Source organism: Polaribacter haliotis (genome assembly GCF_014784055.1).
Taxonomy (GTDB): Bacteria; Bacteroidota; Bacteroidia; order Flavobacteriales; family Flavobacteriaceae; genus Polaribacter; species Polaribacter haliotis.
Genome location: NZ_CP061813.1, coordinates 1,503,009 through 1,521,901, shown reverse-complemented (window position 1 = coordinate 1,521,901; position 18,893 = coordinate 1,503,009). Strand labels below are relative to the sequence as shown.

Sequence of the window (18,893 nt, the reverse complement as noted above, 5' to 3'; positions counted from 1 at the left end):
TTATGAAAACTTATTTTCTCGTTTTAATTATTCTATTTGCTCTTTCTTATTTGTATTTAAGAATAGCTCTTAAATATAAGATTATAGATAAACCCAATAAGAGAAGTTCTCACAAGAAAATAACGGTTAGAGGAGGAGGGATTCTTTTTCCTATGGCTATTATTTTATTTGTTTTATTTAACAATTTTCAATACCCTTATTTTTTTGCAGGAGTATTTGCTATTTCAATTATTAGTTTTCTAGATGATATTTATACTCTAAGTTCTAAGATTCGATTTCCATTTCAAGTTATAGCAATTTTTCTTATTTTATATCAAGTAGGAGTACCTTTTGAGCCTTATTATGTTTTTGTTTTTTACTTAATATTTGGTGTAGGTATCATAAATATGTTCAATTTTATGGATGGTATTAATGGTATTACTGGTTTATACAGCATTTCAGTTTTACTAGGTTTCTATTTAATAAATCATTATGAAGGTTTAATAAACTCGAATCTAATTATATATTCTTTAATAGCTCTTTTAGTTTTTGGTTTTTATAATTTTAGAAAAAAAGCACTTTTTTTTGCAGGAGATATAGGTAGCATAGCCATTGGTATGCTAATCTTTTTTTTAGGAATGTATTTTACTTTTTATTTGTCTTCTCCTTTAATTCTTTTATTAGTTATTGTATATGGTGCAGATTCAGGAAATACTTTAATCTATAGAAAATTTTTTACGAAAGAAAGTGTTTTAGAGCCTCACAGGCATCACATTTATCAAAAAATAGTAGACAATAACTGTATGTCTCATCTACAAGTTTCTGCAGTATATGCAATAATTCAAATAATAATTAATGTTCTTATATTTAAAACATATCGCCTAGAGTTACAAACTCAATTTATTATTTTTATATCTTTAATTTTAGCATTTATAATTCTATATATTTATTTGTTTATAAAATTTAAAAGAAAAGAAATTATCTGATGAATAATAGAATATTTTTATCTAAATCTAATGTTCCGTTAAATAACTTAAACTTATTAGAAGATAATAATATCTTAGAGTTCGAAAAATTATTGGAAGAGTATTTTGGGAAAGAAAAATCTGTATTAGCTGTTAATTCAGGGACATCTGCAATACATTTATCTTTACTTTTAGCAGGTGTTAACAAGGGAGACGAAGTACTTTGCCAAAGTTTTACTTTTTCGGCGTCTGCCAATCCAATTATTTACCAAGGAGCGGACCCAATATTTATAGATAGCGAAATAGATACTTGGAATATGTGTCCATATTATCTAGAAAAAGCTATAAAACACAGAATAAAAAATGGAAAAAAACCAAAGGCCATTATTTTTGTTCATTTGTATGGTATGCCTGCAAAAATTGAAGAAATTTACCTAATTGCAAAAAAGTACAATATTATTTTAATTGAAGATGCTGCAGAAGCTTTAGGTTCAACTTATAAAGGACAAAAATGTGGGACTTTTGGAGATTTTGGGATTATATCTTTTAATAATAATAAGCTTTTAACAACATTTGGAGGAGGGGCGTTAATTTGTAAGGACGTTAAACATAAAGAAAAGGCTCTTTTTTTATCAACTCAAGCAAGAGATAAGGCTCCTCATTATCAACATTCGCAAATTGGTTATAATTACAGAATAAGTAGTGTTTTAGCTGGTATTGGAAGAGGTCAAATGAGTTTTTTAAACGAATATATTTCTTTTAGAAGAAGTATTAATCAATTTTATAAGAGTTTTTTTAAAGAAATTGAAGGTATACATGTTTTAGAAGAGTCAGATAAAAATCTTTTTTCAAATCATTGGTTAAGCTGTATACTTATAGATAAAAAAAAAACAGGATTTAATGCTCAAGAATTAAGATTATTTTTAGAAACAGAAAATATCGAATCAAGACCTTTATGGAAACCAATGCACTTACAACCTGTTTTTAAAGAAACCTCCTATTTTGGAGAAACTATTTCAGAAAATTTATTTAAACAAGGCCTTTGTTTACCATCAGGTTCAAATCTTACTAAAAATCAACTTAAAAGAATTTCTATTTCTATAAAGAAATTATTGTAACTTCGCATTATTCTTTACTATTGCTAACAAGATGATTAGAAATTTTTTTTTAAAAGCATTAAATAAGTATGCATCCAAATGGATTGTTCTATTTATAGATGTTTTATTGGTTTGCTTCTCATTTGTTATAGCATACGCAATTCGTTTTAATATAAGTTTTAATTTTAATTTATCAGTACTTAAAACGCAAATACCAATTGTAGCTATAATTGCTTTAATTTGTTTTCTTTTTGTAGGGTCCTATAAGGGAATAATTAGGCATACAGGAACAAAAGATGCTTTCAATGTTTTTTTTGGTGTTACCATTTTTTCAGTATTTATAGGTTTTTTAGTGGTACTTAATCAATTCTTTTCTATTTATAAAGGGTTTACCATTCCAAAATCTATAGTATTGATACATTATTTAGTCTCTGTTTTTTTATTAATAATTAGTAGGTATATATTTAAGGCTTTTTATGAAGTTATTTCCACTGAATTAAAAACTATTACAAACGTTTTAATATATGGTGCTGGAGATTCTGGATTGATAACTTATGGAGCAATTAATAGAGAAAGAGAGAATAACTACGATGTTTTGGGTTTTATTGATGATAATTCAAATAAAATAGGAAAAAAAATAGATCGAATTAAAATTTATGACCCTGCTAAAATCGATGAAGAATTTATTGATTATTATGATATTGATGAAGTTATTATATCTATCCAAAATATAAAACCTAATAGGCTTTTAGAAATTACAGATAAATTGTTGTCATTAGGAGTAGAGGTTAAAATTGTACCACCATTGTCTAAGTGGATTGGAGGAGATTTACAAGCAAATCAAATTAAACAAATTAATATTGATGATTTATTAGGGAGAGAGCAAATTTCTATTGATAACCCTATTGTAAAAAGAGAAGTGAATGATAAGGTTGTTATTGTGACTGGGGCAGCAGGATCAATAGGAAGTGAAATTTCAAGACAATTAGCTTCGTATCAATTAAAAAAATTAATATTGGTAGACCAAGCAGAGTCGCCTTTGTACGACTTACAGCAAGAATTAATTCAGAAAAATATTTTCAACTTTGTTGCAATTGTGGCAGATGTTCGCGATTTTGCAAGGATGGAAGAAATATTTAATGAATTTCAACCAGAAAAAGTATTTCATGCGGCAGCATATAAGCATGTTCCCTTAATGGAGCATAGTCCTTATGAGGCAATAAAAATTAATGTTTGTGGGACGAAAAATATCGCAGATTTATCATTAAAGTATAATGTAGAGCGATTTGTTATGGTGTCTACGGACAAAGCTGTAAACCCTACTAATGTAATGGGAGCTTCAAAACGTGTTGCCGAAAAATATATTAGTTGTTTAAGTAAAGAATCTAAATTTACCAAATTTACAATTACAAGGTTTGGAAATGTTTTAGGCTCCAATGGTTCTGTAATACCTTTATTTAAGAAACAAATTGAAAACGGAGGTCCACTTACTGTAACTCATCAAGATATAACTAGATATTTTATGACAATCCCTGAAGCTTGTAGATTAGTTTTGGAAGCAGGTACAATGGGAGTTGGTGGAGAGATTTATATTTTTGATATGGGTAAATCCGTAAAGATTTTTGAAATGGCAAAAAGGATGATTTCTCTTTCAGGCTTAAAATATCCAGAAGATATAGATATAAAAATAACTGGTTTAAGACCTGGTGAAAAATTATATGAAGAATTGTTAGCAAATGGAGAGAATACTAAAAAAACTTATCATGAAAAAATTATGATTGCAAATTCTCCAGATATGGATCACGCAAGTGTAAAAGCTCAAATTGAAAAATTATGTACTGAGATTTTTCAATTAAATAATTATGCATCTGTTGAGTTTATCAAAGTAATTGTACCAGAGTATATTTCTAAAAATTCTATCTATGAAAAATTAGATCTTAATAATTAAGATTTCAATTAAAAATGCTATTTTTGCGATAAATTATTGTAATGAATATGTCTTTAAAGAAATCTATACTATTTCTTCTTGTTTTAGTAAGCCTAAGCTCTTGTGTTTCAAATAAAAAAATAGCTTATTTTCAATATGACGAAATTGACCAATCTAAGGTTAGTAATAATTATAAAACAATCTTTAAACCAGATGATTTACTTCAAATTACCGTTTCTTCTGAAGATTTACAAGCAGTAAAACCTTTTAATTTACCAGCAGTAACATTTAATACAACAACTGATGCTGTGGTTGGTCAGCCAAGACAACAATCTTATTTAATTGACAGTAAAGGGGAAATTGATTTTCCAATTTTTGGAAAACTAAAAATAGGAGGGTTAACAAGAGAGGAAACAATTTTTTTATTACAATCAAAATTAGATCCAGATTATGTAAAAGATCCAAATATTAACATTCGTATTTCCAATTTTAAAATTTCGGTTATGGGAGACGTACGAAAGCCAGGAACTTATAATATCCCAAATGAACGTGTTAGTATTATTGATGCTATTGCGTTAGCAGGGGATTTAAATATATCTGGAAAAAGAGATAATGTTTTGATTCAAAGAGAAGCGGACGGAAAGAAGACACAGTATAGGGTAGACTTAAGATCCAATAAATTAAATACATCCCCGGTTTTTTACTTACAACAAAACGATGTTGTTTATGTAGAGCATAATAATGCTGCAATTCAATCTGCCTCTTATAATCGAAATACAGGACTTTTTATTTCAATAGGTTCTGTTTTAATTTCTTTAATCACTGTTTTAACTAGATAATAATGAATAGTAAATCTGAAATGATAAATAATCAATTACAGGAAAATAGCGATACGATCAATATAAGAGAAGAGATAGAAAAATATGCACTACATTGGAAGTGGTTTGTGTTTGGGGTTGTTATAGCAATATTAGGGGCTTTTTTATACCTAAGATATACTACACCTCAATATAATGCTTCTGCTACAATTATGATTAAAGATAATCAGAAGTCTGGTATTTCACAAGAATTGTCTGCGATAGCTGATTTAGGAATTGTAGGGACAGGTTCTGTAAATAATACTGATAATGAAATAGAGATTATAAAATCTAGAAAAATTATTGGTCAAGTTGTTGACTCTTTAGACTTAAATATTTCATATTTTAGAGAAGGTAGAATAAAGAAAACAGAATTATATAAAACTAGCCCTATTAGATTAATTTTTTTATCAAAAGATTCTACTTTTATTAACAAGGATACTCTAATTACTATTTCATTTAAAGATAATTTTAAATTTCAATTAAAAAATATAGAAAAAGAAGTTATTTCGGAACATCAATACGATGATATTATTAATTCTAAAATTGGAAAATTTAAAATTATTAAAAATCCAGTAATTGGAAATGATTATTCTGATGTGTTTATTTTTATAAATAAAAGATCAGTAGTCATTGATGCATATAGAAAAGGAGTTAGTATTAGTACAATTGGCAAGAACTCTAGCGTTTTGTCTCTTTCTATAAAGAATACAGTTAGAAATAAAGCGGAAAACTTTTTGGATGAATTAATAAAACAATATAATTTAGATGCTGTTAATGATAAAAGTGAAGTATCAAAAAAAACAAAGGAATTTTTGGAAGAGAGATTAGCAAAAGTATATTTAGATTTAGCTTCTATCCAAGATTCGGCAAAAAATTATAAAAAAGATAACAGTATAACCGGTTTGTCAAAAGAAGGTGAGTTAGCTTTGGAAAATGCATCCAAAAATAATGAAAAATTAATTGATTTAAAAATTCAATTAGCATATGCGGAATCAATTTCAAATAATTTAAGAAAAAACAACTCTTCAGACAAGACATTGCCTCAAATTCTTGGATTTAGTGACCCAAGTGTATCGTCTTCAATCGATAGATATAATGAATTAGTCTTAGCAAAAAATAAATTGAGTATTAATGCTGGTGAGAAAAATCCTGAAATTTTACAGCTTATGTCTGAAATTGAAAATTTAAGACTGAATTTAGGAAAAAGTATTGAAAATTTAATTTTTTCCTTAAAATCGGAATTAAACAGTCTACAAAGAGCTGCAAGCTTGGTAAATAACAAGGTTTCTTCTATACCAACTATTGAAAGAGGGTATATAGATATCGCAAGGCAACAAGAGATTATAGCAAATTTATATTCCTACTTATTAAAAAAGAAGGAGGAAACTGCAATTTCGTTGGCTGTTACTGTTCCAAATGCTAAAATTATTGATGTAGCTTATAGTTCAGGAATACCTGTTTCCCCAAAGAAAAAAATTATTTATTTAGCAGTAATGTTATTAGGGATATTAGTTCCTTTCGTAATTATTTATTTAAAGAATTTACTAGATACAAAAATTCATAATAAAAAAGATATTGAAGCAGCTTTATCAGTTCCTTTTCTTGGTGATATACCAAGATCTGAAAGTGATCAAAAAATTATTGTTAGTCATGATGCAAGGTCAAGTGGTTCGGAGGCATTTCGATTAATAAGAACAAACTTAGACTTTATGCTTGCTAACAATAGCCAAAGTAGTAAGTTTATATTTATAACTTCAACCACTAGTGGCGAGGGGAAATCTTTTATATCCATAAATTTAGCTGCTACTTTAGCTTTATCTAATAAAAAGGTGCTTTTAATGGGAATGGATTTACGTGCTCCAAAAGTAACAGAATACCTTGGTATTGAAAGTCGTAAAGGGGTAACTAATTATATTACAAATGATGATTTATCTTTAGATGATATTAAATTTACTATTCCTGAAGCTAAAGGTTTGGATATTATATCATCAGGAGCTATTCCTCCAAATCCTGCTGAATTATTAGCTAGTAAGAGTATTGAGGACTTGTTTAAAGAAGTTAGAGACTTAGATTATTACGATTTTATTATCGTTGATACTGCTCCAGTTAACTTGGTAACAGATACTCTTTTAATTTCTAAATATGCAGATATGTTTTTATATGTGGTAAGAGCAAATTATTTAGATAAAAGATTATTAGCTGTTCCAGAGGAATTGTACAAAAGTAAACGTTTACCAAACATGTCTATCGTTTTAAACGATACAGATCCAAAGCGAAGCTATGGTTATGGATATGGTGGTTATGGTTATGGTTATCTTTCCGAAGATGAAACAAAACCTTGGTATAAAAAGATGTTTTCTAAATAGAAATATGATAAAATTAAAAAATGCGCAATTTAAATTGCGCATTTTTTAATTAAATACTTTACTATTATTTAATATTAAATGCTCGATTTTTTTATAATTCTTCTTCGTTCCAATTTTTTTAAGTAATTCTAAATGCTGATTATGATGCGTGTCTGTACCCACAAAATCGTACATATTTACCTTTAAAAGTTCGTTGCTAATCTTTTGTACATTTTTACCATATTGTTCTGTTAAAGAAAGTAAATTCAGCTGAAATAGACAACCTGCCTTTTTAAGTTTGTAATAGTTGTCAAAATCATTGTGATAAAAATTATATCTTTCTGGATGTGCTAAAACTGGCTTGTATCCTTTTAGTTGAATTTCAAAAAGTATTTCATATAAATTAATAGGAGCATTAAAATAAGACATTTCTACCAAAATATAATTATCTTTTAGCGGAAGAATATCATTCTTTTCTAAACGAATGCTAAATTGTTCGTCCATCATATATTCTGCAGCTGCATCTATTTTAATATCAGTATACCCTTTATCTTTTAAGGCATTTTGTACGTCAGCAAGTTTGCTTTTTATCGTTTCAGTAGAATTAGGATATATATCACCTAAAACGTGAGGAGTTGTTATAAAATTTTTTATTCCATACGAATACATCTTCAAAATTAATTCTAAAGATTTTTCTATATTTTTAGCACCATCATCTATTCCTGGCAATAAATGAGAATGGATATCAATAAAATTATCTGAGAAAAAATCCGTTAATGGCATTGTTTTTTTCTTAAAAAAAAGCATAAGTAATTTTTTATTACAAATTTACGACATTTCAAATTATTTGTCTTGACGAAAACGATTGAAGTTTTAGTAATTATTGTCTAAATGCTTCTGTTGTTATATATTTGATATTAAATACAAACAAATATGATATTAATAGCTGATGGAGGTTCTACCAAGGCAGATTGGATAGCCATAAATAAAGATAAAAAAGAAGAATTTAGAGCTAGAACTTTAGGTTTGAATCCAGCAGTTGTTCCAGAAGAAGAATTGCACAATAGAATTATTAATATGTTTCAGTTAATAAACATTAAAGATGATGTTACTGAAATTCATTTTTATGGAGCTGGTTGTGGAACTCCAAAACCAATTGAGATTTTAAAAAAAATATTAGAGTCAATTTTTAATAACGCAAAAGTTTTTATTGCGGAAGACATGTTGGCAGCAGTTTACGCAGCAACAGGTAAAAACCCAGCTATGGTTTGTATTTTAGGAACAGGATCTAATAGTTGCTATTTTGATGGTGAAGAGATGCAAATGTTAGTGCCTTCACTAGGGTATATTTTAATGGACGAAGCAAGTGGTAATTACTTTGGTAAAAAGTTAATTGTAGATTATTATTATGGTAAAATGCCAAAGGCAATTGCACAAAAATTTAACGAGGAATTTAATTTAGAGGCAGATTATATAAAGAAAAATATATATAAGGAGCCAAACCCTAATATGTATTTAGCTTCTTTTGCCAAATTTATGTTCGATTTTAAAGACGAAAAATATATTAAACGAATCATTAAAAAAGGGTTTCAAGAATTTTTTAAATATAGAATTCTACCTTATGATATTAATGATGAAACAAAAATTTATTTTATAGGATCTATTGCGCATTACTTTAGAGATATTTTAGAAAAAATTGCACGAAAAAATAACTTACAAATTACAGATGTTATTCAAAGACCTATTGACAATTTATTAGAATACCACAGAAATAATATCAATTAATAAAATCGAGAACTCTCTCTAATTGCATACCTCTAGAACCTTTAATTAAAATAGATTGATCTTCTAGAGGTTTTTTTATGACATGTTGTTTCAAATCTTCAAACGTTTTAAAGGTTTTGTTTTTGGTTTTAGTTTTGTAGAATAATTCTCCAACATAAAATGTGTTTTTAAATGAATAGCTATCACACAAATCTACTATTATTTGGTGCTCTTTAGAGCTATCTTCTCCTAACTCGAACATATCTCCTAAAATAACTGTTTTTCGTGTATCTTTTAAAACAGAAAAATTATCTAAGGCTGCCTTCATACTTGATGGATTCGCATTATAGGCGTCTAAAATAATTTTATTATTATTTGTTTTTATAATTTGAGAACGATTATTAGTTGGGGAGTAGTTTTCTATTGCTTTTGTTATTTTTTCATCAGGAACATTAAAATAATTACCAAAAGTTATAGCGGCAACAATATTTGTATAATTATATTTTCCAATTAAATTACTGGAAATAATGTTAGAATTATATGTTAATTTTACAAATGGATTTGCTTCCAAAAACTTAATTTTATCAGAAAAAAGTACGCTCTTACAGTTCTCAGTTTTTTCAACTTGAATAGTGTCTTTAGGGTTTACAAAAGCAGTTTTATTATTTTTAATCAAATACTTATACAATTCACTTTTGCCTTTTATAACACCTTCTATTCCTTCAAAACCTTCTAAATGTGCTTTTCCGAAGTTAGTAATATATCCAAAATCAGGTTGAGCAATCGAACATAAAAACGCTATTTCTTTTTGGTGATTTGCACCCATTTCAACAATACCAATTTCTGTACTTGTTGTTATCGATAGTAAAGTTAGCGGAACTCCAATATGGTTGTTTAAGTTTCCAACAGTGGCAGTAGTTTTATATTTTTCTGAAAGTACACAGTTTATAAGTTCTTTCGTAGTTGTTTTACCATTGCTACCTGTTAATCCAATAATTGGAATGTTAAGTTGATTCCTATGATGTTTTGCTAAATTTTGCAATGTTTCTAAAACATTATCAACTAAGATTGTTTTACCTTCAATTTCGAAATCAGCTTCATCTATAATTGCGTATTTAGCTCCTAATTCCAAAGCTTTTTCTGCAAATTCATTACCATTAAAATTCTCTCCTTTTAGTGCAAAAAAAAGGGTGTTAGAACGAATTTTTCTAGTATCTGTATCTACTAAATAGTGTTCTGTATATCGTTTGTAAATATCTTCTATATTCATTTTTAAAAAATAAAAAACCTCATTGTAAAGATAACAATGAGGTTGTATATATTCTAAAGATACATCAATTATCTAGTTGGTGTTCTCTTTTTTCTTTTCTTATAAGTCATTGGGCCTAATTTATCTGTTACACATCTAAAACCAATGTAGTTTGTAGCCATATATTCTGGTAAATATCTTCTTTGAGCAGGATCTAACCAATACTCTCTATCGGACCAAGAACCACCTTTATAAACTCTTGTTTTATCACTTATTAAAGTTGTTCTACTTTTAGAGTCTGTAGCAATAACATCTCTTCCTGTAATAGAATCTCTAACTCTCATAGGTTTTTTTGGAGAATTGTACATACTAGGTCTAGATGCAAATCTTTCTTCGTCATCTTCGTAATAACGTGTAGAGTTTAAATCTCCATCTCCAATATTTGCATTTTCGGCTTTAGAGAAATTTGTTCTAAAAGTAGCGTCGTCTTTTGTTATTGGAATGTATTTAATTGATCCTGGAAGTTGTTTTGGTATAATTCTACCATTTGGTAAAGTATCATATTCAACTTGTGCAGTTTCACCACCAACAATAACAACTTGGCCATCTTGGTTAATCATTTTCTTGGTAAATAAATTACCCCTAAAATAGTTAAAATCATTTGCTTCGTTATCTATAATTGGTCTGTAAACATCTGCAACCCATTCTGCGACATTTCCAGACATGTCATATAAGCCAAATGCATTTGGAGGGTATGATTTTATACGAATTGGAATATCAGATCCATCTGAACTCCAGCCAGGTAAACCACTATAGTTTCCTCGTCCTTGTTTAAAGTTGGCTAATTGGTCTCCTCTAGAGCGTTTTTCTTTTTCTCTAGTATATTTACCATCCCAAGCATATTTTTTTCTACCTCTAATGTTGTTGTACTCTCTGTTTTCAATATTTGCTTTTGCTGCAAACTCCCATTCAGCTTCTGTAGGTAATCTAAATTTTTGTTGTAAAATTCCGTCTGCTTTTGTAATTTTTCTACCTTGAAACGAATTTGGCCCAGCATTAGAAGACCTCCCTCTTGTTCGAACACCTCTTTTATAAATAGTAGTATCTCCTTCAAATAATTGAGAATCATCAGCTAAAAAAACATCGGTATCAAAAAAGTTTCTTACAGAATCTCTTTCAAAAATATTTTCTATATGCCCTTTCTCAATTAATGTCTTTAGGTTTACAGCATTTGTTCTCCATTTACAAAATTCATTCGCTTGTAACCAACTTACACCCACTACAGGATAATCTGCGTATGCAGGATGACGAAAATAATTTTCTGCTAATATATCTGTATTTCCTAAACTTTTTCTCCAAACCAAAGTGTCTGGCAAAACAGAATTGTAAATATGTTTGTATTTTTCTTCAGAAGGAGGAAAAACATCTTTTATATATTGTACATATAAAAAGTATTCCGAATTTGTAACTTCTGCTTCGTCCATAAAAAACGAACGAACGTGCATTTTCTTTGGAGTTGTATTCCAATCGAACATAACATCGTCTTGAACTTGCCCCATTGTAAAACTACCACCTTCAATCTCAACCATACCTAATGGCGGTTTTTGACCTTCGAAAGAATTAGAACGAATATAATTACCGTTTTTGGGATCATTAAAAGATAAACCCGTTAAACGAGATTTACCAGCATTAGATCTATTACAATTTGCTAAAAGTATTGTTGTTAAAGCAATTAAAGTTATTTTTAAGATATTTTTCATTTCCGAATTGAAAATTATTTATGATATTTCGTATTTGCGATGCAATTTACAATAATTATACTTTCGAGCAAGTAAATTATAAAATTTAACGCATCAATTTTTTGTTCACTTTTTATTAAACGAGCACAATTTAAATTTAGTATAATTTATCTTTGTAACTATTAAAATATCTCTAATTTATTTGCGTTATTTGAATATATTTTATGAAAAGAATTTTAACACTATTTTTATTTACTTTTTTTATTCCGTTTTCTAATGCACAAACCACTAGTTCTGTTTTGTCTTCTGGGAACTGGTTTAAATTTTCTGTGGATACTACTGGTGTATTTAAAATTGATAAAAATTTACTACAAAGAATAGGAGTTTCTACAAACGGATTGAATCCTAAAAAAATCCATATTTATGGAAATGGAGGGAACTTATTACCAGAATTAAATAGTGAGTTTAGGTATGAGGATTTACAAGAAAACGCCATTTTGGTAGAAGGTGAAGATGATGGTAACTTCGATAATAGCGATTTTATTCTCTTTTATGCTAAAGGGCCTCATAGTTGGAGTGTAGATACAGCATCTAAAACTGCAAAACATCGTCAGAATATTTATTCGGATAAAGCCTATTATTTTATTACTGTAAATGATACAGATGGTAAAAGAATTACTACAAAAACTACAAATACAAATACGTCTTCTTTAACGATAAATTCATACGACGATTTTACTTTCCTAGAAAAAGAAGAATTGAATCTTTTAGCAGCTGGAACCCAATGGTTTTTCGATGATAATTTTAACATAGAGAATACTCAAAAATTTAATATCCCTTTTACAAACGCGGTTGCAAATGAACCTATTTCCATTAGAACGAGAGGTGTTAGCAACTCTATTGCTTCTTCGTCCATGTTAGTAAAAGTTAATGGACAAGATATTTATACAATTCCTTATTCAGGAGTAAATCCTTCTTTTTTAACCAAAGCTTTAACCTCGGAAAAAACTGCAACTATTAATAATTCTGCAACTTCTATTAATATTGAAATTATTTACGATAATGGAGGAAATCCTTCTGCGAATGCTTATTTAGATTTTATTGAGATTGTTGGAAGAAAGAATTTGACTGCAAATGGTAAACAGTTTTCGTTTAGAAGCTTCGAACAATTTGATGCTACTGGTACTATAACTTTTAATATTCAGAATTCAAATAATATTTTTCAGGTTTGGGATGTTTCCGATTTTATTTCTCCGAAATTAATTACAAACGAAAGCACTGGAAACAATTTTAGTTTTAATGATGAAGCAAGAGCAATAGATAAAAATAATAAAGAAATTTTAAGAGAATATGTAGTTTTAAATCAATCAGATTTTTACATTCCAGAAACCATTGAGAATGCAAAGGTTGAAAATCAAAATTTACATGCTTTAAAAGACATTAATTATATTGTAATTACAAATTCGGAATTGTCTTCTCAAGCTCAAAGGTTGGCAGATTATCACCAAACAAATTCAAATCTAACTACAAGCGTGGTGCTGTTAGATGAAATTTATAATGAATTCTCTTCAGGTTCTTCCGATATTACAGGTGTTAGAGATTTTATAAAACATATTTACACGACAAATTCAACTGCAGATAAAAAATTAAAATATGTTTGTTTTTTTGGGGATGCTTCTTACGATTATAAAGACAGAATTGCTGGCAATAATAATATTGTTCCTGTAAAATTATCTGAATTAAGTTTTAATTTGGCCAATTCTTATGTTACAGACGATTACTTTGTAATGTTAGATGATAATGAGGGTACCATGTCTCCATCACATACTTTAGATGTTGCCTCTAGTAGAATACCCGTAAACACAAATGTACAAGCTAAACAAGTTGTAGATAAGATTTTATCGTATTACAGTAAGGCTGCTTTTGGAGATTGGCGAAACACGATAACACTTTTAGCAGACGATATAGACGATCCAGGAGAAGAGGTTATACAAAATGGAGTAGAATCTATTGCAGATGAAATTAAAAATAACAAGTCAATATTTAATATCAATAAAATTTATGTAGATTCTTATGTGCAAGAAAATTCTTCTGGAGGAGAACGTTATCCCGAAGTAAAAAAAGCAATTACAAATGCAATAGAAAAAGGGACTTTAGTTTTCGATTATTTTGGACATGGAGGAGAAGATGGTTTTGCTGCTGAAAGAATTTTAGAGAAACCTCAAATACAAGAATTTAATAATGCCAATACGTTACCATTACTAATTACAGTTACTTGCGATTTTTCTCGTTTCGATAATCCAAATAGAATTACTGCAGGCGAATTAACTTTATGGAATAAAAATGGAGGTGCAGCAAGTATGATAACTACTACTAGAGAAGTTTACATTTCTATGGGGCAAGCTTTTAATGAAGAGTTAATTCGAATTTTATTTAAGTTTCCAAATGCAGATTTAACAATTCCTAATGAAGATTTAACTATTTCTGAAACTTTAATGAAAACGAAAAATAATTATTCTGGCTCATTCAAATTTCAAAAATTCTTTATTTATTCATTTGGCGATCCAGCAATGAAATTATCCGTTCCAGACCCAAATGTAAAAATCACTAAAATAAATGGCAAAGATATCTCCCAACCTTTAGATACTTTAAAAGCACTATCTAAAGTTCGTTTCGAAGGTGTGGTCGTAGATAACTCCGATGTTGTTTTAAATAATTTTAATGGTTCGTTATCTACAACTGTTTTTGATAAACCTATAGATAAATCTACCTTAGATAACGATGGTTATGGTATTACTATGACTTTTGATACACAAGATAGCAAGTTGTTTAGAGGAAAATCGACGATTACAAACGGAACATTTACTTTCGATTTTATTGTACCCAAAGATATTAAAGTCGCATTTGGTAAAGGAAAGCTAAGCTTCTATGCAGAAAATGGAGAAACAGATAAAGCAGGTTTTAATTTTGATGTGGTCGTTGGTGGTATTAACGAAAACGCTCCAGAAGATACAGTTGGTCCAGAAATTCAATTATTTATGAATGACGAATCTTTTATAGATGGAGCAAATACAAATACATCTCCAAATTTAATTGCAGTTTTGGCAGATTCAAGTGGAATAAACACTTCTATAACAGCTGTAGATCATGATATTGTTGGTGTTTTAGATGGCGATACTTCAAACCCTATTATATTAAACGATTTTTACCAAACAGAATTAAACGATTTTACCAAAGGAAAAGTAAACTATAGATTACGAGATTTGGCAGTTGGCCCACACACTTTAAAAATAAAAGCTTGGGACACATACAATAACTCATCAGAAACTACGTTAAACTTCGTGGTTGTAAGCGATGCAATTTTAAATTTAGAAAACGTTTTAAATTATCCAAATCCTTTTGTAAATTACACCCAGTTTTGGTTCAATCACAATAAGCCAAATGAGTCTTTAGAGGTTCAAGTACAGGTTTTTACAGTTTCTGGTAAATTGGTAAAAACAATCAATCGAAATATCCAAACCACAGGTAATTTATCAAGAAGTATTTCTTGGAATGGATTAGACGATTTTGGAAATAAAATAGGAAAAGGAGTTTATGTTTATAAATTAAGGGTAAAATCTACCACAAGTAATTTAGTTTCCGAGAAATACGAGAAATTAGTAATACTTCAATAAATAGTATATTTGCAATAATTAACAAGAGAATTATAGATGAAGAAATTAGGATTATGTTTATTGTTTTGTGTTTTAGCAACAGTTAAAGTTACAGCACAATCAGGAGGAATCACAACAGCAACACCATTTTTATTAATTGTACCAGATGCAAGATCTGGAGGAATGGGAGATGTTGGTGTCGCAACAACAGCAGATGCTTATTCGTTGTTTCACAACCCTTCTAAAATGGCATTTAGTAACAGACAAATAAAAACAGGAATTACGTATTCTCCATGGTTACGTAATTTAACAGACGATATTTTCGTAGGAAGTGGATCTTATATTAATAGATTTAGCGAAAACGCAGCTTGGGGTGCAGATTTTAAGTACTTTTCTCTAGGTCAAATCGATTTAACAGACAGTCAAGGAAATGCAAATGGTTCTATTAACCCTAATGAATTAGTAGCAACTGGAGCATATTCTTTAAAGTTAAGTGAAACTTTTGCAATGGGAGTTTCTTTAAAATACATTCGCTCTAATTTAGCATTTAATGGAACAAATGGAAACAATTTACAGCCAATTAACTCTTTTGCAGTAGATGTTTCTGGTTATTACCAATCTACAGAAGAATTTTACGGAAATTTTAATGGACGTTATAGGTTTGGTTTTAATATTGCGAATATTGGACCAAAAGTCTCATATACACCAGGAGAAGAAGATTTTATACCAACAAACCTTAAATTAGGTGGAGGTTTCGACTTTATTTTAGACGATTACAATACAATTTCTACAACAGTAGAATTTACAAAATTATTAGTTCCAACTGTACAGGATCCAAATAACGAAAAAGGTTGGGTAGAAGGTATGTTCAGTTCTTTTGGAGATGCTCCAGGAGGATTTAGCGAAGAAATGAAAGAAATTACTTATGCATTAGCTGCTGAGTATTTATATAATAATGCATTTGCATTAAGAGCAGGTTATTTTCATGAAAGTGAAGACAAAGGAAATAGACAATATTTTACAATGGGTGGAGGTTTTAAAACCAATGCACTAAATATCGATTTGTCGTATTTAATTAATGCTTCTGATGTAAATAATCCTTTAGAAAATTCTTTACGTTTTTCTTTATCATTTGATTTAGGAGAAATTTTTGAAGATTTTTAAAAGTCGTAAAAATTTAGTAAATTTATCAAAGTTAAAAGCAGTCTACAAAAGGCTGCTTTTTTTTGACTCCTTTATTTATGAAAAAAATAGAAATTAGTACTTCAGCAATTGTTTTTAAAGATATTTCTGAACTTCCTAAAGATGATAAAATGTTGATGGAAAAAGCAATTGAAGCTAGAGGAAATGCATATGCACCTTATTCTAAATTTAATGTTGGAGCAGCTTTACTGTTAGAAAACAACGAAATTGTTTTAGGAAATAACCAAGAAAATGCAGCATATCCATCAGGAATGTGTGCAGAAAGAGTTGCCATTTGGAATGCAGGTTCTCATTTCCCTGGAGTTAAAATTCTAAAATTGGCAATTACTGCAAGTTCAACAATTTCTAAAGTAGATAAACCTGTAGGACCATGTGGAGCATGTAGGCAAACATTATCGGAATTTGAAATTAATCAAAAACAACCTTTCGAACTTTTATTTATGGGAGAAGTTGGCGAAGTTGTAAAAACAGAATCACTTTTATCTTTGTTACCTTTTTCATTTGATAGTGCTTATCTATAAATATGAAACAAGACATTTCAAATAGAAAAGACATAAAATTTATTATAACAAAATTCTACGATAAATTGTTGGTTGATGAAACTATGCTTCCTTTTTTCGAGGATATAGTAGCCGAGAATCATTTAGAAGAACATTTAGAAATTATTTCCGATTTTTGGAACGATATACTCTTCTACACTTCCACTTATAAAAATAATACTATGCAAAAACATTTAGATAAAAATGCATTTGTAAAGTTCCAGAAAGAACATTTTACAAGTTGGATATCGTATTTGTTCGAAACAATAGATGTTTATTTCGAAGGCGAAAATGCCAATAATATGAAAAACCGAGCAAGGTCTATTGCTACAGTAATGGAGCTTAAGATGGGAGTTTATAAATAATAGAATAGTTCTGTTAATTTATTTCTTAATGTAAAAAGCATTCTGAACATCGGTTTTTTGTTTTCTTCACATTCAAAAAAATAAACACTTTTTGTAATTTTAATGCACAATTTATCAGTGTAAAACTTATCAAAATTTATGATTACTTCAAAAATTACAGGTACAGGAACATTTATACCATCCATTAAAAAGGGGAATAATGCTTTTTTAAATGCAGACTTTTTAAATGAAGATGGCTCTGTTTTTGCTTCTGAGAATGATGTAATTATCGATAAATTCAAAACCATTACAGGTATTGATGAAAGACGTTATGCAAAAGAGGAATACAAAACTTCTGACTTGGCCTTTTTTGCAGCTCAAAAAGCAATAGAAGATGCAAATGTAAACGCAGAAGAACTAAATTATATTATTGTAGCGCACAATTTTGGTGATGTTAAACAAGGAGCAATCCAAAGCGATATGTTACCGAGTTTAGCAACCAGAGTAAAATATAGATTAGGAATTGCTAACCCAAATTGTGTTGCTTACGATATTCTTTTTGGTTGCCCAGGTTGGATCGAAGGTGTAATACAAGCACAAGCATTTATAAAAGCAGGAATCGCAAAAAAGTGTTTGGTTATTGGTGCAGAAACCTTGTCTAGAGTTGTAGACAAACACGATAGAGATTCTATGATTTATAGTGATGGAGCTGGAGCGTGTATTGTAGAAGCTTCAGAAGATGAAAACTCGGGAATTTTAAGTCATGCCACACAGACATTTGCAAAAGAAGAAGCTTATTTCTTACACTTTGGGAATTCTTTTAATAAAGATGAAAATGAAGATGTTCGTTACATAAAAATGTATGGACGAAAAATATACGAGTTTGCGATTACCAATGTTCCAGCTGCAATGAAAATTGCTTTGGATAAAAGTGGTGTTTCAATTGATAATGTAAAGAAAATATTTATTCATCAAGCAAATGAAAAAATGGACGAAGCCATTGTAAAAAGGTTTTACAGATTGTATAAAATGAAAACTCCAGAAGGTATTATGCCAATGAGTATTCACAAATTAGGAAATAGTTCTGTAGCAACAGTGCCTACTTTACTAGATTTAGTTTTAAAAGGAAATATAGAAAACCAAGAAGTAAACAAAGGCGATGTTGTTATTTTAGCATCTGTTGGAGCAGGAATGAACATCAATGCTATTATTTATAAATTTTAAAATAG

General features: G+C 29.1%; 14 protein-coding genes. 11 read left to right on the top strand and 3 right to left on the bottom strand.

What is annotated here, in order from left to right; translation table 11 throughout:
* The first annotated feature begins 2 nt into the window (after positions 1–2).
* From H9I45_RS06365 to H9I45_RS06345, 5 genes are read left to right on the top strand one after another with little or no spacing between them, the layout of a single operon-like run.
* A complete protein-coding gene (locus H9I45_RS06365) occupies positions 3–965 on the top strand; it encodes an MraY family glycosyltransferase (protein WP_088353244.1) in 963 nt (320 codons plus the stop codon).
* Positions 965–2,062 (top strand): DegT/DnrJ/EryC1/StrS family aminotransferase, encoded by a 1,098-nt coding sequence (locus H9I45_RS06360; RefSeq protein ID WP_088353243.1) that lies wholly within the window; start codon positions 965–967, stop codon positions 2,060–2,062. The genes H9I45_RS06365 and H9I45_RS06360 overlap by 1 nt, the downstream gene beginning before the upstream one ends.
* Positions 2,063–2,093: 31 nt before the next feature.
* Positions 2,094–3,989, top strand: coding sequence for a polysaccharide biosynthesis protein (locus tag H9I45_RS06355; protein WP_088353242.1), 1,896 nt, complete (start codon positions 2,094–2,096; stop codon positions 3,987–3,989).
* A gap of 41 nt (positions 3,990–4,030) precedes the next feature.
* Entirely contained in the window at positions 4,031–4,807 is a 777-nt protein-coding gene (locus tag H9I45_RS06350) for a polysaccharide biosynthesis/export family protein (RefSeq protein ID WP_088353241.1), read from the top strand.
* Between the two features lie 2 nt (positions 4,808–4,809).
* On the top strand, positions 4,810–7,194 hold the full coding sequence (locus H9I45_RS06345) for a GumC family protein (RefSeq protein WP_088353240.1): 2,385 nt from the start codon (positions 4,810–4,812) through the stop codon (positions 7,192–7,194).
* Positions 7,195–7,239: 45 nt separating this feature from the next.
* On the opposite strand, the gene H9I45_RS06340 is transcribed toward H9I45_RS06345, so the two are convergent.
* Positions 7,240–7,980, bottom strand: a complete 741-nt coding sequence (locus H9I45_RS06340; protein ID WP_088353239.1) for a tyrosine-protein phosphatase — start codon at positions 7,978–7,980, stop codon at positions 7,240–7,242.
* 126 nt (positions 7,981–8,106) lie between these two features.
* Here H9I45_RS06340 and H9I45_RS06335 point away from each other — a divergent pair, with 126 nt between their 5' ends.
* Complete coding sequence (locus H9I45_RS06335; protein WP_088353238.1) at positions 8,107–8,958, top strand: N-acetylglucosamine kinase; 852 nt, start codon at positions 8,107–8,109, stop codon at positions 8,956–8,958.
* Here H9I45_RS06335 and H9I45_RS06330 read toward each other — a convergent pair.
* The gene (locus tag H9I45_RS06330) at positions 8,951–10,207 is read right to left on the bottom strand and encodes a UDP-N-acetylmuramoyl-tripeptide--D-alanyl-D-alanine ligase (protein ID WP_088353237.1); all 1,257 of its coding nucleotides are present in this window, start codon (positions 10,205–10,207) and stop codon (positions 8,951–8,953) included. The two genes, H9I45_RS06335 and H9I45_RS06330, sit on opposite strands and share 8 nt — an antisense overlap.
* 68 nt (positions 10,208–10,275) lie before the next feature.
* Entirely contained in the window at positions 10,276–11,946 is a 1,671-nt protein-coding gene (gldJ, locus tag H9I45_RS06325; protein WP_088353236.1) for a gliding motility lipoprotein GldJ, read from the bottom strand.
* 203 nt (positions 11,947–12,149) lie between these two features.
* Here gldJ and porU point away from each other — a divergent pair, with 203 nt between their 5' ends.
* The 5 genes from porU (at position 12,150) to H9I45_RS06300 (ending at position 18,888) form a co-directional block, all read left to right on the top strand.
* Complete coding sequence (gene porU, locus H9I45_RS06320) at positions 12,150–15,599, top strand: type IX secretion system sortase PorU (RefSeq protein WP_088353235.1); 3,450 nt, start codon at positions 12,150–12,152, stop codon at positions 15,597–15,599.
* A gap of 36 nt (positions 15,600–15,635) precedes the next feature.
* A complete protein-coding gene (gene porV / locus H9I45_RS06315; protein ID WP_088353234.1) occupies positions 15,636–16,742 on the top strand; it encodes a type IX secretion system outer membrane channel protein PorV in 1,107 nt (368 codons plus the stop codon).
* Positions 16,743–16,819: 77 nt separating this feature from the next.
* Positions 16,820–17,302 carry a cytidine deaminase gene (cdd, locus tag H9I45_RS06310; RefSeq protein WP_088353233.1) on the top strand — a complete coding sequence of 161 codons (483 nt, stop codon included), beginning with the start codon at positions 16,820–16,822 and terminating at the stop codon, positions 17,300–17,302.
* A 2-nt stretch (positions 17,303–17,304) separates the two neighbouring features.
* Positions 17,305–17,685 carry a group III truncated hemoglobin gene (locus tag H9I45_RS06305; RefSeq protein WP_088353232.1) on the top strand — a complete coding sequence of 127 codons (381 nt, stop codon included), beginning with the start codon at positions 17,305–17,307 and terminating at the stop codon, positions 17,683–17,685.
* Positions 17,686–17,823: 138 nt separating this feature from the next.
* The gene (locus H9I45_RS06300) at positions 17,824–18,888 is read left to right on the top strand and encodes a 3-oxoacyl-ACP synthase III family protein (RefSeq protein ID WP_088353230.1); all 1,065 of its coding nucleotides are present in this window, start codon (positions 17,824–17,826) and stop codon (positions 18,886–18,888) included.
* Positions 18,889–18,893 lie beyond the last annotated feature (5 nt).

Coding starts and splice junctions, on each gene's coding strand:
- H9I45_RS06365 (WP_088353244.1), top strand. CDS start 3: ATGAAAACTTATTTTCTCGTTTTAATTATTCTATTTGCTCTTTCTTAT.
- H9I45_RS06360 (WP_088353243.1), top strand. CDS start 965: ATGAATAATAGAATATTTTTATCTAAATCTAATGTTCCGTTAAATAAC.
- H9I45_RS06355 (WP_088353242.1), top strand. CDS start 2,094: ATGATTAGAAATTTTTTTTTAAAAGCATTAAATAAGTATGCATCCAAA.
- H9I45_RS06350 (WP_088353241.1), top strand. CDS start 4,031: ATGAATATGTCTTTAAAGAAATCTATACTATTTCTTCTTGTTTTAGTA.
- H9I45_RS06345 (WP_088353240.1), top strand. CDS start 4,810: ATGAATAGTAAATCTGAAATGATAAATAATCAATTACAGGAAAATAGC.
- H9I45_RS06340 (WP_088353239.1), bottom strand. CDS start 7,980: ATGCTTTTTTTTAAGAAAAAAACAATGCCATTAACGGATTTTTTCTCA.
- H9I45_RS06335 (WP_088353238.1), top strand. CDS start 8,107: ATGATATTAATAGCTGATGGAGGTTCTACCAAGGCAGATTGGATAGCC.
- H9I45_RS06330 (WP_088353237.1), bottom strand. CDS start 10,207: ATGAATATAGAAGATATTTACAAACGATATACAGAACACTATTTAGTA.
- gldJ (WP_088353236.1), bottom strand. CDS start 11,946: ATGAAAAATATCTTAAAAATAACTTTAATTGCTTTAACAACAATACTT.
- porU (WP_088353235.1), top strand. CDS start 12,150: ATGAAAAGAATTTTAACACTATTTTTATTTACTTTTTTTATTCCGTTT.
- porV (WP_088353234.1), top strand. CDS start 15,636: ATGAAGAAATTAGGATTATGTTTATTGTTTTGTGTTTTAGCAACAGTT.
- cdd (WP_088353233.1), top strand. CDS start 16,820: ATGAAAAAAATAGAAATTAGTACTTCAGCAATTGTTTTTAAAGATATT.
- H9I45_RS06305 (WP_088353232.1), top strand. CDS start 17,305: ATGAAACAAGACATTTCAAATAGAAAAGACATAAAATTTATTATAACA.
- H9I45_RS06300 (WP_088353230.1), top strand. CDS start 17,824: ATGATTACTTCAAAAATTACAGGTACAGGAACATTTATACCATCCATT.